This is a genomic window from Actinomadura rupiterrae (genome assembly GCF_024172125.1).
GTDB classification, from domain to species: Bacteria; Actinomycetota; Actinomycetes; order Streptosporangiales; family Streptosporangiaceae; genus Spirillospora; species Spirillospora rupiterrae.
Genome location: NZ_JAMZEA010000003.1, coordinates 907,917 through 929,411 on the forward strand (window position 1 = coordinate 907,917; position 21,495 = coordinate 929,411).

A 21,495-nucleotide genomic window follows, 5' to 3' on the forward strand; every position below is an offset into this window, starting at 1 on the left:
ATGGCCCGCCCTAATGGCCGGGCTTCGCCGGGCCGAGGGCGCGGCAGTCCTTGCAGCGCCCGTAGACCGTGAGGTGCTGGACGTCGGTCTCGAAGCCGTGGTCGCGGTCGAGTCCGGCGGCCAGGCCCGCGGCGGCGTCCAGGGAGACGTCGTTCACCCGCCCGCAGTCGCGGCAGACCAGGTGGATGTGCTGCGCCTCGGCGGCGAGGTGGTAGTTCGGCGGGCCGTGGCCGAGGTGGGCGTGCTTGACCAGGCCCAGCTCCTCCAGCAGCTCCAGCGTCCGGTAGACGGTCGAGATGTTGACTCCGCGCGCGGTCCGCTGGACCTCCGTGCAGATCTCCTCGGGCGTGCCGTGCTCCAGCTTGGTGACGGCCTCCAGCACGAGCTGCCGCTGCGGCGTGACCCGGTAGCCCTTCGCCCGCAGCTCCTCCTGCCACGTGTCGGCCATGCCCGCATCCTATGCCGCCGGGCCCGCGGGGCAGTGCGGGAAACCGTCCGGAAAAAGTGTTTGCCCCCGCGCGGGACGTTCGCATAGCTTGGCGGCACGCGCGAAAGGAGGTGGTCCAAGAAATGGTTGATTCTGGGACTCGCGAGGTGACTGTCCGCTAGTCGCCGTCCTGCCGCGGCGCCGCCGTCTCGTACGGAGGCCGCCGGTCATCGGACGGTGACCGGCGATTACCAGGCAGTTACCCGGCCCCCGGACCGACGTATCAGTCCTGTACGTCGTCCCGCCACCCGGCGGGAAGGTTCGGGGGTCGCTTTATGTCTTCCGCCAGTGCCTTTCCCGGTCAGTCGGCCTTCTTGAGCTGCGCCGACAGGTGCGCCTGGAGGGGCTGGCCCATCGCCGCCATCTCGTAGACCCAGCCGAGGTCGCGCGCGCCGTTCTTCTCCGGCATCAGCCCGTACAGCCGCTTGCCCGCCTTGACCTCCTTGGCGGTCTCGGTGCGGGCGACCACGTCGGTCGCCAGCTCGACCTGGTGGAAGGCGATGGTGCCGAGGTAGATCTCGACGATGCCGGTGGGGTGCGCCAGCGTCACCTCCAGCCGGTTGCCCGGCTGCGGCCGCCAGTACCCGGTCTCGGTGGACAGCGGGCGCCCGACCGTGCCGTCCGCCTCGATCAGCCAGCTCCGGCTGGAGTAGATCAGGAACGGCTTGCCGTTGTGGCCGAAGGTGATCTCCTGGCCGAAGTTGAACGCCTCGATCGTCGGGTAGTCGCCGACCCCGGCGCCCTTCCAGGTGCCCAGGAGGAACTCCAGCGGTTTGAGGTCGTCGTGCAGCTCAGGCTCCATGCCCGCAAATCTATCGCCCGCCCGCGCCCGCGCGCCCGCCATGCCGCCGGGTCAGCGCAGCCGGAACAGCCGGACGACCAGGAGGGTCGCGGCGACCGCCATGCCTGCGCAGGCGAGGACGAGCACGCCCGCGTTCACCAGTCCGCCCATGGCGCACCACCCTAGCCCGGCGCGGGGGCGGGGCCGCGGCGCCGCGCCCGGCTACAGTGCCCGGTATGGCGCGTTCTTTGGTGATCAAGGCGACGGCGGGCGCGGACGGCCCGGAGCGGGTGAACCAGGCGTTCACGGTCGCGGCGGCGGCCGTCGCGAGCGGGCTGGAGGTCTCGCTGTGGCTGACCGGCGAGTCGGCCTGGTACGCGTTGCCCGGCCGCGCGAAGGAGCTGGAGCTGCCCCTCGCCACCCCGCTGGACGAGCTGCTCCAGGTGATCATGTCGGCCGGCCGCGTGACGCTCTGCACCCAGTGCGCCGGACGCCGCGACATCGGCCCCGACGACGTGATCCCCGGCATCCGCATCGCCGGCGCCCCCACCTTCGTAGAAGAGATCACCGCCGACGGCGTCCAAGCCCTCGTCTACTGACGCGCGGCTTGATCAGGCTGCGCCTGATCAAGCCGGGCGGACTGAGCACGCGCGCGGACTGAGCGAGCGCGCGGGCTGGCGCGCGCGCGGGGTGATCAAGCGCGTGGGGCGGTCTGGAGCGCGGGTCGGCGGGTGCGGGGATCAAGCGCGGAGACCTGAGAGGTCTCGGCGGGTGGTGGTGTTGCGGTCGGTGAGGCGGTCGCCGAAGGAGAGGCGGGGCCAGGCGCCGGAGAGCTCCTGCCTACTGCGCTCGCTCCACTCGCGGGCGAGCGGCGCGCGGGTCTTGTAGAAGTTGAGCGCGTACCCGCCGGAATGGACGCGCAGCAGCGTGAAGCCGCCCGGGTACTCCTTGACCGCCGCGACCTCCTGCTGGACGACCCGGGGCGCGAGCGGGAACACCGAGCGCCGGTTCCGGTGGGTGTGCCCGGCGTGGTGGAGCAGGACGCCGGGTGTCCGGTTGTAAGCGGCGAGGATCTGCAGCGACTGCCCGGCGTCGAGCGAGTGCGTCCCGGTGACGGCGAGCGGGTCGTTCTCGGTGAACAGCGGGTGGTGGCCGAAGACCAGCGTCGGACGGTCCGGATCGCGGGCCAGCTCGTCCTGGAACCAGGCGAGCTGCTCGCGGCCCAGTCCGCCCGAGTCGCCGCCGTTGCCGGGCTTGTCGTAGGTGTCGAGGCCGATGATCCGCAGGCCGTTCAGCTCGTGCGAGAAGTACGTCGGACGGCCCTGGAAGAACGCGTCGCCGAAGCAGTCGTTCCCCTGCCAGCGTCCCGGCGTGCAGGTGGGCTGCCCGTCGTGCGCCCGGTCGTGGTTGCCGCGCGTGACCAGGTAGTCCGTCCCGTAGGCGCCGAACCGGTCGAGCAGGCCCTTGGCGCGGGCGAGGTCGCCGGGCGCGGCCTCGGCGCTGACGTCCCCGGCGGCGAGCAGGTGCGTCGCGCCGCGCGCCTTCGCGTCGTCCACCAGCGCGGTCGCCATGATCTCCGGGTAGGGCGGGTGGCCCGGGACCTGCGAGATGCCCTTGATCCACGGCAGTCCGCCGACCAGGCCCGCGACGGTCTCGCCGAGGTGCAGGTCGTTGCAGAGCGCGACCGCGAACAGGAACCGTCCCGGCGGCGGCTGCGGCGTGGTGAACGCGAAGACCCCGTCGCCGCGCGGCGTCCCGGCCGCGTGCCCGCCGTTCAGCGGCGTCTCGGACGCGGCGCGCCCCTGCGACAGCGCCTTGTAGTAATAGGTGCGCCCGGGTTCGAGTCCGTGCAGCTCGACGTGGTGGTACGCCGTGCCGGACGGCCCGTGCGCGACGCGGTTCAGCCGCGCCGGATGCGTCCCGTACCGGACCTCGGCGTCGGCGGCCGCCGGCCGCATCCGCCCGAGCCCGTCGTCGGTGCCCGGCGCGCCCGTGTACCAGGTGAGGACGGCGCCGGTCTCGGTCAGCGTGACCAGCTCCAGGTTCACCGCCCGGACGCTCGAAGGCGACGCGGCACTCGCGGCGGACGGCACCAGCGTGAACCCGGCGGCGACCGCGCTCAGCCGCAGCACGTCGCGGCGGCTCGCCGCGCAGCAGATCATGGACGCACTGTGGCAGCGGCCCGTGAACCCCGCCAGACCCAAACGGAACCGGCCGCCCCCGCGCGAGGGGACGGCCGGAGAACGCCGGGTTCGGGCCGACCGCCCGTCGCTCGCAGCGACGGCCGGCAGGTGCCTACTCGGTAGGCGCGCCCAGGACGGCCGCGAGGCGCTCCTCGCGGAGCCGGCCCGCCCAGGAGTCGTCGACCGGCTGGAGCTCCTGGCCCACCGCCCAGCGGAGCAGCAGGTCGGCGAGCGCCGGGTTCCGGACGAGCGCCGGGCCGTGCATGTACGTGCCGAGGACGTGGCCGCTGTAGGCGCCCTCGAAGCCCTGCCCGTCGCCGTTGCCGATGCCCGAGACGACCTTGCCGAACGGGCGGGCGTTCGGGCCGATGCTGGTCGCGCCCTGGTGGTTCTCGAAGCCGGTCACGCGCGGGACGCGCAGCTCGGACGCGACGTCCGACACGACCTCGCCGACCGCGCGCTGCTGCCCGCGGCCCGAGCGGATGTCGAGGATGCCGAGGCCCGGTAGCGGCTGGCCCTCGTCCCCGCCGAACTCGTGCCCGATGATCTGGAAGCCCGCGCAGACCGCGAACACCACCGCGCCGTTCTCGACGGCCCGGTGCAGCCCGCCGTCGGCGCGCAGCCGCTGCGCGGCGAGGATCTGCGGCCGGTCCTCGCCGCCGCCGAGCAGGTAGATGTGCCCGTCGGCGGGCACCGGCTCGTCCGAGCGCAGGTTCACGGTCTCGGTCGGGATGCCGCGCAGCGCGGCCCGCCGCTCCAGGACGATCGTGTTGCCCTGGTCGCCGTAGGTGGACAGCAGGTCCGGATAGATCCAGACGATCTTCAAGCGGTCAGACGACACGGCCGTACCTCGTTCGGATGCTCTGGAAGGCGGTGTAGTTGGCGATCACGTCGAGGTGCCCCGGCTGGACGGCGAGGATCGCCTGCTCCACGTCGTCCACCACGGTGAACGGCACCTCGGCGGCCTCCAGCCGGGCGGCCAGGTCGATCCGGCGCTCGCCGGTGACCCAGACCGGGCGGCCGCGCAGCAGCCGGAAGTCGACGTCCCACAGCCAGGAGGTGTCCCGGCCGTCCGGGCCCTGCGCGTTGATCGACAGGATCAGCGGCGACGGCGCCGGCTTCAGCACGTCGAACGCCTCCAGCCAGCCCGCCGGGTTCTTGGCGAGCAGCAGCCGCAGCGTCCGGCCCTGCGCCTCCACCGAGGTGTACCGGCCCGCGACCGACTTCACCGTCGCCAGCAGCGGCAGCGCCTGCTCCGGCGGGAGGCCGAACTGCGCGACGACGGCGAGCGCGACCGCCGCGTTCGACCGGTTCGCTCGTCCCGGCAGCTGGATCGCGTCCAGCGGGAACGCGCGGCCCTGCGGGTCGTAGACCGCGCCGTTGTGCAGCACCCAGTCCGGACGCGGCCGGCGGAAGTGGCACTGGCGGCAGGCCCAGTCGGAGTTCTCCTCGCCCTCCTGGCGGTCCAGCGGGCCGCCGCACTCGGGGCAGCACCAGGAGTCCTCGCGCCAGTGCTGGCCCGCCGCGACCCAGGTCACCGACTTGGCGGTGGCCGCGCCCCAGGTCACCAGCGGGTCGTCGCAGTTCGCCACGACGTGGGTGTTCGGCGCCTCGGACAGCGACTTGCGCCACTTGCCCGCCAGCAGCCAGATCTCGGCGGCGCGGTCCATCTGGTCGCGGGACAGGTTCATCAGCGCGACGACGTTCGCGCCGGTCTCCCGCAGCACCATCGGGACGTACTTCTCGTCGCACTCCAGCACGCCGTAGCGGGCGTCCGGGGCGGACGCGAGCGCGGACACGTGCCCGGTGGGCATGTTCGCGCCGAACGCGTTGGTGGCGACCTCCCCGAGCGGCGTCATCGCCGAGGTGATCAGCCGGGTCGTCGTCGTCTTGCCGTTGGTGGCCGAGACGAGGACGAGCTTGCGGTCCCGGGACAGCCGGGTGAGCAGCTCGGGGTCGAGCTTGAGACCGACCTTCCCGCCGATCACCGACCCGTCCCCCTTGCCCGCCATCCGGGACATCTTCGCGGCCGTACGACCGAGCGCGACGGCCAGCTGCGAACGCAGCGGAAGATCGCTCATGGACTCCGTCTTCTCTGTATGCGTGTCTCTGGGGCGCCTCAGCGACCTTCCCGAGGGTAGTCGGTACCGGGCCGGACTCGGCGTGGGTACGATCACGCGCCGCCGCGTCGCGTCCCGCCGTCCGATCCCGGCGCGCGACGCGGAGGACGGGGAATGCGACGAGCATCACACGTGGTTCGGGTAAACCTCGGCGGTCCGCCTTGACCGTGAACGACATGTCGTGATTCGGTGCCAGCCCCGGTGACGTTGCGACGGCGGCCGAACGGAAGGCCCCGCGGATTCCCGTCACCGCGTACGCGGCGGGTGGTACGCAGTACCTTTTGTCGGAACCCCGCGGCCGGAGTGGGGAGGTCCGCCCCGAGGAGGGCGTGGGCCGCGAGGCGTGCGAAGCGGCGACAAGCGAGGTCTGAGCGATGCAGTGTCCGACGTGCGGGTCTACCACGGCCGGGACGCTCGACAGGTGCACGAACTGCGGAACGCCCACGGGTGCGGCGGCCGCGCAGAACCCCGGCGGTGCGCAGAACGCCGGCTTCCCGAACCCCGGCGTGCAGGACCACGGCATGGCGTCCGCCCAGAACGGCTTCGGCCAGAACGGCTTCGGCCAGAACGACGGCTTCGGCCAGAACGGCCTGGCGCAGGGCGGCCCGTCCCAGAACGGCGGCGGCGAGGAGTTCGGCGACCGGACGATGGTCGTCCCGGGTCCGGGCGCGTCGCCGTCCGGGTTCGGTGGCGGGCAGGGCGGCATGCCGCTGTCCGCGCCTACCTCCCTTGACTCTTCGCCGTCCTCCGGGAACGGGCTGTCCGGGTCCTCCGGGAACGGGCAGGGCGGGGGTGACGTGCCTCCGCCGCCGGTCCCGGCGTGGGCCGCGTCCCAGCCCGCCTCGGTCGACCCCGAGTCCACCGCCGCGTGGGTGTTCGACCCGGCCGAGTCCGGCGAGCACCAGCAGGCCGGGCCCGCCGACCCGCACCCGGCCGAGATGAAGACGATCATCGCGCCGTCGTCCGCGATCTCCGCCGCCCAGCAGAACTGGCAGGACGGCGCGGCCGAGAACCCGGCCGAGTCGATCGTCCCGGAGTCCTGGTACGCCAAGCCGCGCCGTCCGGAGGGCCCGGCCGAGGACTCCGGCCCGCAGCAGTGGCAGCCGCAGCAGACCATGGCCGACCAGGGCTGGCAGCAGTCGCCGCCGCCTCCGGTCCAGGGCGGTTTCGGCCAGCCCGGCAACGAGCAGCCGACCACCATGCTCGACGCGGGCGCCGGCCAGGGCGGCGGCTTCGGCCAGCCGCAGGGCTTCGGCCAGGACGCCGGTTTCGGACAGCAGCAGGCGTTCGGTCAGGACGCGGGCTTCGGCCAGCAGCAGGGCTTCGGGCAGGACGCCGGGTTCGGCCAGCAGCAAGGCTTCGGCCAGGACGCGGGTTTCGGGCAGGACGCGGGTTTCGGACAACAGCAGCAGGGCTTCGGTCAAGGCGGCGGGTTCGACCAGGGCGGCGGGTTCGGGCAGCAAGGCTTCCAAGGCGGTCCGCCGTCCAAGACAGGCAAGAAGCCGAGCAAGCCGCTGCTGATCGGCGTCGGCGCGCTGGTCGCGGCGGCGGTGATCGCCGTCGTGGTCGTGCTGTGGCCGAGCGGCGGCAAGGGCGGCTCGTCGCCCAACTCGTCCAAGTCGCCGGTCGCGCAGAAGAGCAAGCTCCCCGCGGACGACGCCGCGCGCGAGCAGGCGGGCGCGGTGAACGCCGTGCTCAACGCCAGCGCCGACACCAAGCGGACGCTGGTCAAGGGCCTCGGCCAGTCCCGCAAGTGCCAGGACCTCGCGGGCGCGACCGACTCGTTCAAGCAGGTCGCGCAGCGCCGCGAGAACCAGCTCAAGCGCACCGCCGCCCTCAAGGTCGACAAGCTGTCGAACGGCGAGAAGCTGCGCGCGTCCCTGCACGACTCGCTCCAGGCCTCGCTGGACGTGGACCAGGCCCTGCTCACCTGGGCCACCCAGTCGCAGAAGGGCTGCAAGGGCAAGCCGAAGCCGGACGCCGCGCACGCGCCCGGGCGCGCCGACGCCGAGCGCCGCGCCACCTCGTCCAAGAAGTCCTTCGTCGAACTGTGGAACCCCGTCGCCCGCAAGACCGGCCAGCCCGCCCGCCACTGGACCGGCGTCTGACCCGTGTTTCAAAGTCACGGCCCACTGCGCTCGCCTAGCGGCGTGCTTGCGCAGTCACGACCCACTGCGCTCGCCTAGCGGCGTGCTTACGCAGTCACGACCCACTGCGCTCGCCTAGCGGCTCGCTCCGTGACCGTGCCTCGGCGAACGCGGCATCGCTTCGCGATCAACCCGGCTCCGCTCGCCTTCGGCTTCGCTCCGCCGGGTTGGTCACGCGTTCGCGCGCGTGGCCGAGACCACTTCGAAACAGGCCCTAGCCCGCAACCGGGCTTCTGCCTTGCGCGTCCGGCCTCGTCTGCGGACGAGGCCGGACGCGCGTCTCGTGCACGTCCGCGCGCATCCGACCACGCGGCGCATCTGAGCCGCAGCCGCGCGCGTCCGGCGCGTTTGCTGCGGGTGGGGTGGCCGACGGTGGTCAGGGGTGGTCACAAGGCGGTCGCGGCGCGGGCGGTGGGCGCCCGATGCGCGGCGCGCCACGGTACGGTGTTCGCGACGGACCCGACGGTGAGGGGCTTGCATGCGGTGCCCTGCCTGCGACAGCGACACGACCCCGGCGCTGCCTTACTGCACCCGGTGCGCCGCGCCGCTCAACAGCGGCGCGACACCGTCCGCCGACGACGCCACGCGGCGCGAGGACGGCTGGCCGCCGTCGCCTCCGTGGCCCTCCGAGCCGGAGGCCCCAGGCGGCGCGCCCGAGGCTCACGGTGCAGGCGGGTCGGCGGCCCCCGGTGCGAGTGGCCCGGCGGCTCCTGGTGCGAGTGGTTCGGGAGCTCCTGGTGCGAGTGGGCCGGAGCATGTGCCCGTGCCCTATCCCGCGGAGCCCTATCCGGCCGAGCCGTATCCGTCCGCGCCTGCGGGCTACGACCCGGCGTATCCGGCGGGGCATGCCGCATCGCCGCCGCCGGATTTCGGGCATCCGCCTACTGAGCTCGACGCCGGATACTCGTCCCCGCCGACCGCTTATGACGCGGGGACGCCGTCCGCCGATCCGGGCGCGGCGTACGGGCCGCCGCCGGAGCCGTGGGGCGGCGCCGAGCAGCAGGGCTGGCAGGCCGCGCCTCCCCCGCCGCCCGCCGGGCCGCCCGGCGAGCACACCATCACGCTGTCGCCCGAGCCGTGGGCGGCCGAGCCGCAGGTGTGGAGCCCGCCTCCGCCGCAGAAGAAGAAGCCGCCGTACCTGCTGATCGCGACCGGGCTGGTCGTCCTCGCGGCGGTCGCGCTCGGCATCGTGTTCTGGCCGACCGGGTCCAGCAAGGCGAACCGGGCGGGCGACAACACCCCGACGACGCCGCAGCAGACGCAGTCCGCGACGACGCAGAGCCAGCCGTCCGACACGCCGTCCACCCAGCCGTCGTCGCCGTCGCCGAGCGGCGACCTGCAGGCGCAGGCGGGCAAGGTGAACGCGCTGCTGGACCAGATGGCCTCGACGCGCAGCGAGCTGCAGTCCGTCCTGACGGGCGGCTGCGAGACGTCCGGGCTGGAGCAGATCCGCGGCGAGCGCCAGACGCAGCTGTCCACCGCGCAGGGTTTGGAGGTCAGCGCGCTCGACAACGGGCAGCAGCTCAAGGACGCGCTGGTCCGCGCGCTGGAGGCGTCCGTGGCGTCCAACCAGAAGTACATCTCGCTGTCGCCGGGCTGCCCGTCCGATGACGACGTGGCAGACGTGAACCAGCAGGCTACGGATGCCAAGCGCGAGTTCATCGGCTACTGGAACCAGGTCGCGGGGAAGGCGAACCTCTCCCCGCGCACCGAAGCCGGCATCTAGCCCACCCGGCTTAAGCGGCCGCCCGCCGAACCGGACGTCTAGTTGCCGAGGCCGAGCTGCCCGGCGAGTGCGTGGACGGCTTCGGTCAGCGCGGTCACGCCGGTGACGCGGCGGGTCAGGCGGGCGAGGGCGCCGGACATGCGGTCCTCGTCCGGGTCGTCCGACTCCGACTCCTCGCGGACGTCGGCCAGGTCGCGGCGGGCGCGCGCGGCGTCCGGGAGGTCGGCCTCGTGCTCGTCCAGCAGGTCCTCGACCAGGTCGAGCGCCTCGGCGGTCGCGTCGTCCGCGCCGGACGGGCGGCCGCCCTGGATCTGGGTGGAATTGTCGCCGGTCGAGATCTGCCCGGTGACCCGGGCCTTCCCGCTGATGTGGACGCCGCGGTCGTCACGCATGGCCTATCCCTCCGCTTATGGGTTGACGCCCTGGGCCTGCCGGACGCGCGAGCCGCGTCCGCTGACCGAGATCTGCCCGCTGACCTGGCCGCCGGTCATGATGACGCCCTGGTTGAGGATGGTCGCCATCTGGCCGCGGTAGGCCGACACGTCCACGCCGCACTCCTGGAGGTAGTCCAGCAGCGCCGCGTTGACCCGCTCCTCGATCAGCCGGGTGTACTTGTCCACGTCGGTGAGCTGCAGGAAGTCGTGGAAGCCCGTGTCGGCGACCAGCTCGCGGACGCTGAGCCGCGCGCCGTAGTCGCGCGCGATCCGGGTGGTCGGGTCGCCGGCGGTGTTCGCCTGCCAGGCGCCGCGCGCCATCCACCAGAGCATCGCGGCGGCGCGCGGGACGGGCAGCAGCAGCGACGCGAACGCGCCGAGCCAGCCGATCCGGACCGCCTTCCAGGCCAGGTGCGGGCCGCTCCAGTCCGGCAGCAGGTCCACGACCTGGTACTCCGGCCGGACGGGCGGGAGCACGGTCGCGACGAACTGCGCGTAGAGCATCCGGCCCTCGACGGCGAGGTACACGAAGGTGCTGAGGTTGATGTCGCGGTCGGCGCCGGGCGCGAGGGCGCGCCCGCGGCGGCTCATGACGGGCTGGCAGCGGGCGCCGACGGTGATCCGCTGGTAGCAGCGGACGGTGGCCTGCGGGTGGTGCACGATCGCGTCCACCGCGTCCTTGTCCGCGACCGTGAACGGCACCCGCGCGGCCGCGTCGATCAGTGGGTGGCCCTTGAGCAGCGTCGGGTCGGTCTCGGAGACCGGGCGCGGGCGCTGCTCGCAGAAGCCGGGCGCGACGACGTGCCAGCCGATGTTCAGTCCGGAGACGCGCTCGCGCTCGGGCAGCGGCGCGCTCGGCCCCCCGCCCGCGAGAGCGCCCGGCCCTGCGCCCATGAAAGCGACGATGCCATCGCCCGCGGTCGGCATCGCCTGTGCCGCGGTCGCGCCGGGAGGCGAGGGCCACGGTTCGCGCATCGCGAGGACGCTGCGCTTGATCCGGTCGTGCATCACGGTCGGGTCGGGCCGGACGGACGCGTGCTGCGACAGCGGATCGGGCCGCTCCTCGTCGTCCAGGAGCGTCCCGCCGGGCCGGTCGAGTTCGAGGACGACCGACCAGGAGTGCGACAGCTTGGACGCGATCTCCCCCGCGCCGAGGAACGGGTTGTCGCCGGAGTAGAGCGTGATGTTGCCGAACTGCGCGGCGCCGATCCGTTCGAGCAGCGCGCGCACCCGCTCGCTGCCGACGTTCGGGCCCGGGCCGGTCGCGCCCGGCCCGAGGTGGCGCGCGAGGGTCGCGAGCACCGCGATGAGGTGCCCGAAGTAGACGCCGAAGAAGTACAGCGTCACCAGGATCATCATCGGGCCGGTGGATTCCAGCGCCAGCGAGAACACCCGCTGCATGACGCCGTTCTGCCCGCCGTTCTGCGTCCCGATCACGTGCCCGAGGGCGGACAGCAGGACGACGAAGAGCCAGAACAGCACCATCGCGCCGACGAACAGCCCGATCAGCGCCCATGCGACGAAGAACCGCAGCCGCCAGCTCAGCGCGCCCCACGGGACGCGGGTCGCGATCGCCGGGGCGAGCAGCACCGCCGCGTACAGCGGGACGAGCACGGGCGATACCACCAGCAGCGCCACCCATCCCGCGATCAGCAGCAGGTCGCGGAAGAGCCGCAGGCGCCGGGCGCGCAGCGCGTGCCGGATCACCGGTTCGAGGTCGTAGCCGAACGACGGCACGACGGCGCGGTGCGGGTCGTGCAGGTGCTCGTCGATGACGGCCGCGCACACCGCCCGGTTCAGGTACACGGCGGCGCACAGGTAGCGCGTGGTGTTCTGGAGCGTCCGCGCGCCGCCGCCGGGCTCGCGGCGGACGTGCTTGAACGCCGGTGCTTCGCCTTCGACCGCGGTGACCATCCGACCTCCCTGCGGGGCGCAGAGCAGAAAAGTAACCGGCCGGGCCGTGCGCCGGGAGGCTTGCTGCGAAATCGTGACGAAGCAGCCACACCTGGCCACGTGATCGTCGGGCCGGGACGGCGCCGGGGCGCAGCCGGAGCCTTCGCGCGGCAGCGTCAGCCGGTGAGGAAGGGCAGCCCGGCGGACGGGTCCTCGAACGGGACGACGAAGCGGTCCGGCCAGCTCAGGACGGGTTCCAGCCACGGTTCGACCTGCATCGCGGCGGCGATGTGCCCGATCTGCTCGTGCTCCTCCATGCCGATCGCGACGAGCGCGAGGTCGGCGTAGAAGGCGGCGTGGTCGTCTTCGCCGGCGAGCGCGAGCAACGCCAGCGGACGGTTGGACGCCAGCTCCATCGACAGCGGATGGCGGCGCAGGCCGCGCAGCCGGTGGCCGAGGCGGGCGTCCGGGACGTCCCGGAGGCCGGGCAGGCGGTAGTCGAGCGGCGGCGCGAGCGCGTGCTTGTCGGGGGCGCCCGCGCCGTACGGGAACAGCCGGTCCAGCTCGTGCAGCCAGCGCAGCTGCGGGATGACCCATTGCGCGCCGGGCCGCGCCCCCACCTGGTCGCTCGCGCCGGACAGCAGCGCCGTCGCGACCGTGGCGACGGCCGCGGTCAGGTCGGCGGGCGGGAACGCCGTGCGGAGGGCACGGGCGCGGCGGGTCACGGCGCGGTCCACGACGGTCGCGAGCGTGCATTCGCGCAGCCTCGGCGCCAGGCGCGACCAGGCGCGGCCCAGCTCGGCCGGGACGGCGGGCAGCGGGCGGTCCACGACGTGCGCGAGGACGAGCGTCTCGCCCCACAGCCGCAGCCACGTCCACTCCGCGTGCCCGGCGAGCAGGTCGGCCTCGCGCAGCTCGTACAGGGTGCAGGCGCGTCCGGCGCGGCACTCGCAGCCGCACGCGGCCGAGCGCCGCCCGTCCACCGGCGGCGGCGGGCCGGGACGCGCCTCCTCGCGGCCCTCGCCGAGCGGGACGCGCACCCGCAGCGGGCGGTCCATGCCGTCCGCGAAGACCGCCGCGACGCCCGGGCGCAGCGACACCACCTCGCGGGACTGGTCGGCGTCCAGGTTCATCGCCGCGCCGACCACGTGCCGGTCGTCGAACGCGGGCAGCCGGTGCACGACCTTCAGCGCGGTGTTCTTGATGACGTCCGGGACGAGCTTGGTCGGGATCTGCTCGGCGACCACGATCCCCTCGCCGTACGCGCGGATCTCCGCGAGCAGCCCGGCGAACAGCTCGACCGCGTGCGACGACGTCCGCTCCGGGCCGCGGTTGCGCAGCAGCCGGTGCGCCTCCTCGATCACGATCACGTGCCGCAGGCCCTGCGCCGGGCCGTGCTCGCGGGCGCGCATCCGCAGGTGCTCGACGACCCGGATGATCAGCGTGCCCATGAGGAACGCCTTGTCCTCGTCGTTCGCGACGTCCTCGATGGCGAGGACGATGTTGTCGCGCAGCAGGCCGCCGATGTCGGCCGGGTGGCCGCCCTCGAAGAACCGCCCGGCCGAGCCGATCCGCAGCGAGCGCAGCCGGACGTCCACAAAGCCCTGCACGTCGGCCATCAGCTCGCGGCCGTACCCGACGTCCTGGATCACCTGGAGCGCCGCGTTCTGCAGCTGCTCCAGCGTCGGGACGGTCGGCTCGATCAGCGATCCGGGCACGCCGCCGCCGGTCACCACGTCCCAGCCGCACGCCTCGTACACGCGCTGGAGCGCCTGCGCCATGATCTGCGGGAACGGCTCCTCGGCGTCGAACGCGGCCTGGAACAGCGCGCGGACCATGTCGATGTGCGCCTGCACCGGGTAGCCGGGCTCGGGCGCGAGCGGGTTCACCGACAGCGGCACCGCGCCCGGGTCGGACGGGTTGACCACGGTGACCTTCGCGCCGAGGTCGGCGATCCGGCCCGCCATCGCCGCGTACTCGGACTTGGCGGGCTCGATCGCCAGCCACGGGATGCCCGCGCGGGTCAGCTGCTCCAGCAGGTGCCGGACGGTCTGGGACTTGCCGCCGCCGGTCGCGCCGGTGACGAACACGTGCCGGTTGACGGTCGAGCGCGGCACCGCGAACCGCCCGACGACGCGGTCCTGGCCGTCCAGGATGTCGCCGAGGCTGATCGCGTCCTTTTCGGTCCCGTCCTCGCCGGTTTCGGACGTCACGTCGAAGTAGCCCGCGTCGAGCACGCGCAGGCCGGGGACCTCGCGGCGCGGCAGCCCGGCGAGGGCGGCGAGCGCGCCCGCCGTGGCGGTGAACCCGAACCGCTGCTCGGCGTCCGGCATGAGCGCGGCGCCGACGCGCTCGGGCGCCGCGTCCGGGGCGAGCATCTCGGCGAAACCGCCGCTGCCGTGGCCCGAACGCAGCCGGTAGGGATGGTGGCCAATCTCCAGCGACCCGACCAGGACGGGCGCGATCTGCGCCAGCTCCGCCTCGGACGCCGCGCCCGCGAGCACCCGGATCCGCCACAGTCCGGCCTCGCGGAACGCGTCCAGCTCGGCGACGCGGCGGTCGGCGCGGGCCACGGCGAGCCGCGCCTGCTCGTCCTCGCCGCGCCGCAGCATCCGCAGCTCGTGGTGCAGCTCGCGCATCTCGGCGTCGAGCTGGCGGTCGTCGCACGGATCGGCGACGACGAACCAGCCGAAGGGCCGCTCCATCAGCGTGACCAGCGTCGACTCGAACAATCCGGCGCCGGTTCCGGCGCTTGCCGCCGGCTGGCCGGGCGGGGCGAGGCGTCCGGGGCAGCGCGTCCAGACCATGCGCTCGGCCCGCTCCATCCACTCCTCGCCGACCTGGACGCCGCGCGCGCCGCTCGGGAACAGCAACCCGCTCCCCGGTCCGACCGGGCCCGCGTTCGTGACCAGTTCGAGCGGCGCTCCCCCGCCACGCGACAGCCACCCGACGACGAACGGCCGTCCGAGCCGCGCCGCCGACAGCGCCGCCGGGAGGACGCTCACGAAGTCCCCTTCAGCGGACGCGCCACGCTCGGGCGCCGGAATCGCCTGAATCCGGTACCAAGGCCCTGGCAAGGCCGCCTTCGGCGACGACGGCTCCTGGTAGCGGGCCTGCTGGCGCGGCGGCTCGTGGGGCGCCTGGCGCTGCTGCGGCTGCGGCGGTTGGCGCGGCGGGCCTGGGTATTGGACGTTCGTCCACTCGTCCGGCGAGGGCCCGGACGAGAAGCTCGGCGGCGGCGTACCCGGGGGGAAGGTCACCCGTGCATGCTTACTCCCCGTTCGGCGCGACCGCCACCGCGTCGGGACTGCTGTGATGCAGGGGACGGGTGGCGCGCCGCCCGCGCTTCTCGGCGACCGCCGTGACGCCGAGGGCGACGGCGGTGACCGCGGCGAGCAGCGTCCAAACCGGCGAGAAACCGTGCGCAAGGTCCCTGAACAGGCCGATCGCGGGCGGGACCACGACGATGAACACCTGGTTGGCGGCCATCGCGAGGCCGAGCGCGAACCCCGTCCGGTCCGGCGGCGCGGACTCGGCGACATACGCGACCCACGGCCCGTACCACCCGAAACCGAAGAAACCGAGCCAGCCGAAAATCAGGCAGGCGGCGACCGGATCCCGCCCGAGCGGCGTCGTCAGCACGGCCGTCCCGGCGACCACGGCCGCCATGCAGACCATGACGGTGACATACCGTCCCGCCCTCGTCCGGTCGCTGGCGGCGGCGAGCCCGACGCGTCCGGCCGCACCGGCGAACTGCGCGCCGACCAGCGCGAGCGCCGCCGCCCCGGCGCTGAACGACGCACGCTCGTGCAGGTGCAGGACGATCAGCAGGTCCAGCGACACCTGCACCGAGATCAGCGCCGTCCCGGACAGGACGATCTTCAGCATGACCGGCTCGCGCATCATCGCGACCCGATCCCTGAGCTTGATCGCCTGCCTCGGCGCGGCGTTGCCCTCGGGCGGCTGCCGGTAGAGCCCCATGAACACCGCCGCTCCGACCAGCGCGACAATGCCGCCCGTCACGAGAGTCGCGCTCAGCCCGTACCGCGCGCCGATCCAAGGCAGCGACGCCGCCGCGATCGCCCCGCCGAGCGGCAACCCCGCCTGCCGGATCCCCATCGCGAACCCTCGCTGGGACGGCTCGAACCACGCCGCGACCGACTTGCTCCCGCCCGGCTGAGCCGTGCTGTACCCGGCCCCCACCACCAGCAGCACGACCAGCAACGGCACGTACCCCTGAACCCCGCTGCCGGCCAGCAGCGCGCCGCCGATCAGCAGCCCGCCGATCCCGACCACCCACCGCTCGTTATGCCGGTCGAGCAGCTCCCCGGCAACGAGCAACCCGATCAGCGGGACGATCTGCGCCGCCGACAGCAGCAACCCGAGCTGCGCGGTCGTCAGATCCAGATCGTCCTTGAGCTGGACGCCCATCGCCTCGACGCCCGCCGTGAAGAAGCACGACGCCGCCTGCGTGAACGTCGCGATCCCGAGAACGGCCCACCGGTACCCCGCCCGCGCACCAACCCGTTGTGACATGCACCTCAGGCTGATGTAATGACCTTGTGCACCTCAACCCTTACGGCGCCGACGCGGTGAACCTGGCCGCCGACCTCGCCAACCGGCGGCCGTCATCCGCCGAGGAACTGGCCGACCGGTGCCGCACCGCCGGGCTCGTCGTAGAGGCCCCGGTCACGTCGTCCGACCTGCCTCCGGTGCTTGCCGCCCTGGACGCCTGGGAGAAGGCCGTCGATGCGTCCGACGAGCGCGAGCGCGCCGCCCTCGTCAACCGCTGCCTCGCCGACGCCGCCGCCTACCCGCGCCTGACCGACCACGCGCACTCCGGCTGGCACCTGCACTACCGCGACGACACCCAGCCGCTCGGCCGCGTCCTGCCCGCCCTGATCTTCGTCGGCACCGCCCTGCACCTGTCCGGGCGCGGCATGCACCGCCTCCGCCGCTGCGCGGTCTCCGACTGCTCGGCGATCTTCGCCGACACGTCCCGGACGGGCCGCCAGCGCTACTGCTCGCATCCCTGCGCCAACCGGGACGCCGTCCGCCGCCACCGCGCGAAGGCCGCGCGCTAGTCGTCGTCGGCGGCGTGCCGTCCGGTGGAGCGGAGGGGCGGGACGATGCGCCACTGGCCGCTGGCCTGAGCGTGCCGTCCTCGCGATTGGCGCGGGACGCGTCCGGACGAGCCGAGTTCGGCGAGGGCCTCGCGCGCGTCGTCCAGGTCGGCCTGGATGACCGGAGCGGCGAGCGGCGGGTCGTCGGCCGGGTCGTCCGGCAGGGTTCGTTCGTCGGCCTCGGGGAGGGACTGCTGCTCGCGCAGGTACTCCTCGAACTCCATGGTGTGCGCGGTCGGCAGCGTGATGATGCCGGGGTTGGCGTCCACCAGGAGTGTTCGCCGGCCTGTTCCGCCGGCGTGGGTGAAGACCATCGCCGTTGGGGGAAGCTCCTGGAGTTGTCCCGGCTCGACGACGAGTTCGCGATGGCTCTGCTTGCCTTCGGGTGTGCCGAGCAGGCTTTGGCCCCAGGTCGTGGCGGTGCTGATCTGCTCGACCAGGACGGAGTCGTCGGCGGCGGGCTCGGGCAGCGGCGTCCAGACCGGATCGTTGAGGTCGTCGCCTCGCCTCCGCGCGAACGCGACCGTGCTGGCATAGCCGTCCGCCGTATCGAGGAGGTTCTCCCCTACGACGTCGGTGATCTCGGCGACGAGAAGCGGCTGACCGGCGCCGATGTGCTCGGCGGCGACGCGCGCGTCCTCGGTGTTGCCGAGGCGCATGAACCCGACCGCGGCATGGCCTCGACGTCCGAGACGTTCCCGCACGTGAGGGGCTATGGAGCGATACATCAGGACAAGCCCCGTGCCCGTGGCCTCGCAGGCGTCAATGAGCCGGTCGAGCACGTCCCCGCGCAGCTTCTCGGCGCCGCAGAGGAACAGCGTGTGGTCCCAGCGTCCGGACGGCGGCGCTTCGCGCACCCGGTGCGTCAGCGCGGTCGCGACGTACGTCCCGAGGATCCGGTTGGTGAGGACGCCGGCGCGCCGGTCCATCGAGATCACGTGCAACCGGGACGGCGGCAGGTGGACGGGCTCGGTCGCGAGTCGCTCCAGCTTCCTGAGCTGCGCTTCCAGCGCCCACGCCCGCCGGACGACGATCCGGTCCGTCGCGTCCCGTCCGAACATGGACGCGACCCTCGCCAGCTCGTCATCGGTCAGCAGCCCGCGCCGCAGGTCATCCCTCGGATCGCCGACCTGCGCGAGCACCCGGAGCGCGGCCGTGATGCGCGGAATGGTCGCTCCCGGCCCGAGCACTTCGAGAATCCGCTCAAGAATCGAGTTGTCGAACGAGAGATCCTGCGTCCCGCCTTCTTCTTCCCCCGCACTCACGACCAGCGAGAGAACATCGGCAAGCGCCTCGGGCCCCAGACCACGCGTCGCATCCAGCCGCGGCAAATCACCCGGCAGGACCCAAACCAGCGGATCGTCCCCGCGCTGCGCCGCAACCCGGAGCAGATCCCGAGCGACCGCGCCTTCCGAAAGATCGATAACGGTCACCCGCGCGCCGACCGCGAGCCGCGCCGCGCCCATCGTCGTCACGGCGGCCGTCCACCCCGCCAGCGTCCCGCCGACGACATCGACGCGGTCAACCCCATAAGGAACCGCAACGGGATACCACTCGCGCTGCGCCTCGTAGGCGGACCGCTTCCGCTCCCAGTCCTTCCGGGCGTCCTCGTGCGCGCGCACGACTTCAAGCCGCTCACGCTCCCTGGCTGCCCGCTCCCGCTCAACCCGCTCAGCTTCGGCCTCGGCCCGCGCCCGCGCGTGCTGCTGGCTACGCCACAACGGCGTCCCGGTAATCCCGAGAACGACCGCGCACGCGACGAGCCCCGTTCCGGCGAACGCCCAGGGCAGCATCCCGAAGATCGCGCACAGCATGATCAGCGCCGCGAACGCCCCGCCGCCGGCCGCCGCGATCTGCAGCGGCCGTCCGGCCAGATGCTCGGCGCTCAGCTCCCGCGAGGCGGCGTAGGCGGCCCGCCCGCCCTCCTGACGCGCCGGCTCCGGCTCGCTCGGCGGCGGTCCCGGGTCCTGGTGGACCTGCGCGTACCGCCACCCGACGTACAGCCGGTCGGCCTGGACCATCCGCGCCCTCGCGGAACCGCTCGGCAGTTCGGTCACGTCGGCAGACCCCTGGTTACGGACGGTGCGGGCACATCAGGGCGGCGGCCTCGGCTGAGGATCCTCCCCGCCCAGAGTAAAGACCTACCCTGCCCCGCGCGCGCCGTTCAACCGAACACGAACCCTGATGACCGACTTGAACCTCCAATTCGGTCACCGGGTTCACCTGCACCAAAGATCACCCATACTCCCCAGCGACTTGGCCACATCCGGCCACCTAACCCCCGTAATCAGCGACCCGGGTCACCCGAGGGAAGCGCGAGCGACTGCCCCAGCGCGACCGGCACACCGAACGCCGGCGAGCCGTCCTTAGCCCACCCGAACCGCTGCGTCCGGACCGTCCGCGGGACGAACGCGTCGCCGCTGAAATCCTTGGCGTGATACACGATCCAGTCCTGCCGCCCGTCCGGCGACCGGAAGAACGACGCCGACCCCGGCCCGAACACCCGCGCCGCGTCCCGCCGCTGGAACACGGGCGCCTTCACCTGCCTCCAGTTGCGCGTGACCAGCGGATTCGTCTTCGCGGCAACGCTCTCGACCATCAGCCGGTAGTCGGGCGTCCGAGCGTTGCAGGCCGAATAGACCATCCACGTACGCCCGTTCCGGTACAGGAATCCGGGCGCCTCACGGATCTTCGGACACCGCCCGTCCGTCCCACCCGAAGCCGGAATCCGCACCGCCTTACCGACCTTGGTCAGCCGGCTCAACGGCGCCAGGAACAACCCGTTCGCCGTATCCGGAACCGCCCCGACGAACGCCAGATACGTCCGCCCGTTGTGAAACATCAGCACGGGATCGATCTCGTTCCCCCGATGCCCGCCCGGCCGCAACAAAGCCAGATGCCGGTAAGGCCCATCTGGCGCCCCCGCCACAGCAATGTGCAACCGATGCGGCGCCCCCGCCCGGTCTGTCGCCGTGTAGAGCAAGTACCACTTACCGCCCACCCGGTACACGCGCGGCCGCCAGATCTCCTTGTTGTCGGGCGCCGGCGGCGTGAACACCGTCCGCTTCCGCGCCGAGGCGAGCTTGCCGAGGCTGGCGGCCTTCCACATGTTCACGTGCCCGAGATCGCCATCGTCGGTGAGCGTCAGGTAGTACGACCGCCCGGCCGTGAACACCGTCGGATCCCCACCCCGCCCGATCGGATTCCGAAACGTCCGCGCCGAGGACGACGCGGGAATCCGCATCGGCCGCATGGCATTCCGGCGCAGCTCAGCCATAAACCGCTACCCCACCACCCACGACCAGAGCATCGACAACGGACGTCACGAACGAGTCAGGAAAGTTAGCGAAGTTCACTCCCTCTAGAGGTACAATGAAGGTCGTCGGGGCACACCCCGTCGAGGACGTCCGAATAACCCGAAGTCCGCCACCATGGGCAGGAACGTCCCCCTGGCGGCAGCCAGCATCCGGTCAGCGGGTTGATCGACGGGACCTTACCGTCGAACACCAGCCGCGCTCGTACCACACCGTGTAGGCAAAGGCAACAAGTTGCATCGGCGGCACCGCAGCGCCAGTCGGCTGGCCAGGCAACGAACGGTTCGCCGCCGCCCCGAACGCCGTGCCAAACGGGACCAGCCGAAGCGCAGGGACACCAAGAGCCAGGAACCGCACACCTGACACAAGCTGGCTGAAACTTTCTCTACAAGTATCAAGAGCACGCCTCCGGCGCGCCGTGGGCTACGCCCGCCCAGGACGGGCACGCCTCCTGCCTCCGGCCCGGCAGCCCGTCCGGCTCCAAGGAATCGACGTGCATCTGGCAGCTGGGCTATCTGGATTCACGCGGGCACACCGACGCCCGAGGATGGCGCGAATCGCGGGCTTCGCTCCCACACGTCGGTTTGACGGCAACACTGACGGCAACGCAGGCGAACAAGAGAGCACTTTCAGCACTCTGGGTGACTGTCAGAGGGACTGGCTGCCACTGCTGCCTTCCTCTGTTGCCAGCCATATTTGAGCACGCAAATCCTCGTCAGCGGGCAGCACGCCCCGCTCTGAAAGACCACGAACGTATTCCCGCAAACGAATAGAACCACGAGCGTCACTAATGGCAAGAATCCCAGCAGTTGATTGCCAAAGAGTACCCCTAACTATGGCTCGTCCATCGAGAGATGCCGCTGCAAACTCGATGTAGCCGGGGCGAAACCCGAAGATGCCATAGGACGCCCCAATTCCTGCGATATCGGAATCCTCTCGCACACAAACAAGAGCCCAATGAGGCTCCGGCAAGCCAGAGTTGCTGGAGATAACGGAAAGCAGGAACCGTCCGTTGCCATCCAAGAGGCCAACCTCTGTCACCACCCGACTCCACGTGGAGTTCAGTTGGCCAACAAGGTCGAGAGAGTCGAGATCGTAAATCACATCACACCTACCGCCCTCTCCAGGCTGGCAGGTGGTGGCTGCCCAAGCAGCTTGGATCGGAATCGAAGCACCCTCATATCGAAGCTCAAGCAACTGGAAACCAGCCGCCCGAAGGCCCTCCGCGAGCGCTTGCTCGCTGAGGGCATCAGGGTCATCCGCCATAAGGAACTCCACCTATAGGAC

At 72.2% G+C, this 21,495-nt stretch carries 16 protein-coding genes; 4 read left to right on the top strand and 12 right to left on the bottom strand.

Annotated elements, in window-relative coordinates; translation table 11 throughout:
- Nucleotides 1-10 precede the first annotated feature (10 nt).
- Nucleotides 11-448: a Fur family transcriptional regulator gene (locus FHU30_RS12915; RefSeq protein WP_253875240.1), complete on the bottom strand. Its 438-nt coding sequence runs from the start codon at nucleotides 446-448 to the stop codon at nucleotides 11-13.
- A gap of 340 nt (nucleotides 449-788) precedes the next feature.
- The gene (locus FHU30_RS12920) at nucleotides 789-1,289 is read right to left on the bottom strand and encodes a heme-binding beta-barrel domain-containing protein (RefSeq protein WP_253875242.1); all 501 of its coding nucleotides are present in this window, start codon (nucleotides 1,287-1,289) and stop codon (nucleotides 789-791) included.
- Between the two features lie 215 nt (nucleotides 1,290-1,504).
- Here FHU30_RS12920 and FHU30_RS12925 point away from each other — a divergent pair, with 215 nt between their 5' ends.
- Complete coding sequence (locus FHU30_RS12925) at nucleotides 1,505-1,867, top strand: DsrE family protein (protein WP_253875244.1); 363 nt, start codon at nucleotides 1,505-1,507, stop codon at nucleotides 1,865-1,867.
- A 141-nt stretch (nucleotides 1,868-2,008) separates the two neighbouring features.
- Here FHU30_RS12925 and FHU30_RS12930 read toward each other — a convergent pair whose 3' ends face one another.
- The 3 genes from FHU30_RS12930 to FHU30_RS12940 all read right to left on the bottom strand — a co-directional run bounded on the left by FHU30_RS12930 (nucleotide 2,009) and on the right by FHU30_RS12940 (nucleotide 5,532).
- Nucleotides 2,009-3,430 carry a purple acid phosphatase family protein gene (locus FHU30_RS12930; RefSeq protein ID WP_253875246.1) on the bottom strand — a complete coding sequence of 474 codons (1,422 nt, stop codon included), beginning with the start codon at nucleotides 3,428-3,430 and terminating at the stop codon, nucleotides 2,009-2,011.
- A 133-nt stretch (nucleotides 3,431-3,563) separates the two neighbouring features.
- Entirely contained in the window at nucleotides 3,564-4,292 is a 729-nt protein-coding gene (locus tag FHU30_RS12935; RefSeq protein WP_253875248.1) for a type 1 glutamine amidotransferase, read from the bottom strand.
- Nucleotides 4,282-5,532, bottom strand: a complete 1,251-nt coding sequence (locus tag FHU30_RS12940; RefSeq protein WP_253875250.1) for a MurT ligase domain-containing protein — start codon at nucleotides 5,530-5,532, stop codon at nucleotides 4,282-4,284. Before FHU30_RS12940 ends, FHU30_RS12935 begins: the two co-directional genes overlap by 11 nt.
- A gap of 413 nt (nucleotides 5,533-5,945) precedes the next feature.
- Between FHU30_RS12940 and FHU30_RS12945 the strand changes: the two genes are divergently transcribed.
- Together FHU30_RS12945 and FHU30_RS12950 are read left to right on the top strand one after the other, a co-directional pair.
- Nucleotides 5,946-7,679 carry a hypothetical protein gene (locus tag FHU30_RS12945; RefSeq protein WP_253875253.1) on the top strand — a complete coding sequence of 578 codons (1,734 nt, stop codon included), beginning with the start codon at nucleotides 5,946-5,948 and terminating at the stop codon, nucleotides 7,677-7,679.
- An 802-nt stretch (nucleotides 7,680-8,481) separates the two neighbouring features.
- On the top strand, nucleotides 8,482-9,444 hold the full coding sequence (locus FHU30_RS12950; RefSeq protein WP_253875255.1) for a hypothetical protein: 963 nt from the start codon (nucleotides 8,482-8,484) through the stop codon (nucleotides 9,442-9,444).
- Between the two features lie 38 nt (nucleotides 9,445-9,482).
- Here FHU30_RS12950 and FHU30_RS12955 read toward each other — a convergent pair whose 3' ends face one another.
- The 4 genes from FHU30_RS12955 to FHU30_RS12970 all read right to left on the bottom strand — a co-directional run bounded on the left by FHU30_RS12955 (nucleotide 9,483) and on the right by FHU30_RS12970 (nucleotide 16,307).
- A complete protein-coding gene (locus FHU30_RS12955; RefSeq protein WP_253875257.1) occupies nucleotides 9,483-9,836 on the bottom strand; it encodes a DUF5955 family protein in 354 nt (117 codons plus the stop codon).
- 15 nt (nucleotides 9,837-9,851) lie between these two features.
- Nucleotides 9,852-11,792, bottom strand: coding sequence for an AbeC-like domain-containing protein (locus FHU30_RS12960; RefSeq protein WP_253875259.1), 1,941 nt, complete (start codon nucleotides 11,790-11,792; stop codon nucleotides 9,852-9,854).
- Between the two features lie 155 nt (nucleotides 11,793-11,947).
- Nucleotides 11,948-15,031 (bottom strand): helicase HerA-like domain-containing protein, encoded by a 3,084-nt coding sequence (locus tag FHU30_RS12965; RefSeq protein WP_253875261.1) that lies wholly within the window; start codon nucleotides 15,029-15,031, stop codon nucleotides 11,948-11,950.
- A gap of 10 nt (nucleotides 15,032-15,041) precedes the next feature.
- Complete coding sequence (locus tag FHU30_RS12970; RefSeq protein ID WP_253875263.1) at nucleotides 15,042-16,307, bottom strand: MFS transporter; 1,266 nt, start codon at nucleotides 16,305-16,307, stop codon at nucleotides 15,042-15,044.
- A gap of 26 nt (nucleotides 16,308-16,333) precedes the next feature.
- Between FHU30_RS12970 and FHU30_RS12975 the strand changes: the two genes are divergently transcribed.
- Nucleotides 16,334-16,855: a CGNR zinc finger domain-containing protein gene (locus FHU30_RS12975; protein ID WP_253875265.1), complete on the top strand. Its 522-nt coding sequence runs from the start codon at nucleotides 16,334-16,336 to the stop codon at nucleotides 16,853-16,855.
- On the opposite strand, the gene FHU30_RS12980 is transcribed toward FHU30_RS12975, so the two are convergent.
- The 3 genes from FHU30_RS12980 to FHU30_RS12990 form a co-directional block, all read right to left on the bottom strand.
- Complete coding sequence (locus FHU30_RS12980; protein WP_253875267.1) at nucleotides 16,852-18,951, bottom strand: hypothetical protein; 2,100 nt, start codon at nucleotides 18,949-18,951, stop codon at nucleotides 16,852-16,854. The two genes, FHU30_RS12975 and FHU30_RS12980, sit on opposite strands and share 4 nt — an antisense overlap.
- Before the next feature lie 230 nt (nucleotides 18,952-19,181).
- On the bottom strand, nucleotides 19,182-20,171 hold the full coding sequence (locus tag FHU30_RS12985; RefSeq protein WP_253875269.1) for a family 43 glycosylhydrolase: 990 nt from the start codon (nucleotides 20,169-20,171) through the stop codon (nucleotides 19,182-19,184).
- A 685-nt stretch (nucleotides 20,172-20,856) separates the two neighbouring features.
- The gene (locus tag FHU30_RS12990) at nucleotides 20,857-21,474 is read right to left on the bottom strand and encodes a hypothetical protein (RefSeq protein ID WP_253875272.1); all 618 of its coding nucleotides are present in this window, start codon (nucleotides 21,472-21,474) and stop codon (nucleotides 20,857-20,859) included.
- Between the last annotated feature and the right edge of the window lie 21 nt (nucleotides 21,475-21,495).

Bases quoted from the DNA above. Each gene is read 5' to 3' on its own strand.
- FHU30_RS12985 (WP_253875269.1), bottom strand. From the start codon at position 20,171: ATGGCTGAGCTGCGCCGGAATGCCATGCGGCCGATGCGGATTCCCGCG.
- FHU30_RS12970 (WP_253875263.1), bottom strand. From the start codon at position 16,307: ATGTCACAACGGGTTGGTGCGCGGGCGGGGTACCGGTGGGCCGTTCTC.
- FHU30_RS12955 (WP_253875257.1), bottom strand. From the start codon at position 9,836: ATGCGTGACGACCGCGGCGTCCACATCAGCGGGAAGGCCCGGGTCACC.
- FHU30_RS12925 (WP_253875244.1), top strand. From the start codon at position 1,505: ATGGCGCGTTCTTTGGTGATCAAGGCGACGGCGGGCGCGGACGGCCCG.
- FHU30_RS12930 (WP_253875246.1), bottom strand. From the start codon at position 3,430: ATGATCTGCTGCGCGGCGAGCCGCCGCGACGTGCTGCGGCTGAGCGCG.
- FHU30_RS12915 (WP_253875240.1), bottom strand. From the start codon at position 448: ATGGCCGACACGTGGCAGGAGGAGCTGCGGGCGAAGGGCTACCGGGTC.
- FHU30_RS12945 (WP_253875253.1), top strand. From the start codon at position 5,946: ATGCAGTGTCCGACGTGCGGGTCTACCACGGCCGGGACGCTCGACAGG.
- FHU30_RS12990 (WP_253875272.1), bottom strand. From the start codon at position 21,474: ATGGCGGATGACCCTGATGCCCTCAGCGAGCAAGCGCTCGCGGAGGGC.
- FHU30_RS12960 (WP_253875259.1), bottom strand. From the start codon at position 11,792: ATGGTCACCGCGGTCGAAGGCGAAGCACCGGCGTTCAAGCACGTCCGC.
- FHU30_RS12920 (WP_253875242.1), bottom strand. From the start codon at position 1,289: ATGGAGCCTGAGCTGCACGACGACCTCAAACCGCTGGAGTTCCTCCTG.
- FHU30_RS12940 (WP_253875250.1), bottom strand. From the start codon at position 5,532: ATGAGCGATCTTCCGCTGCGTTCGCAGCTGGCCGTCGCGCTCGGTCGT.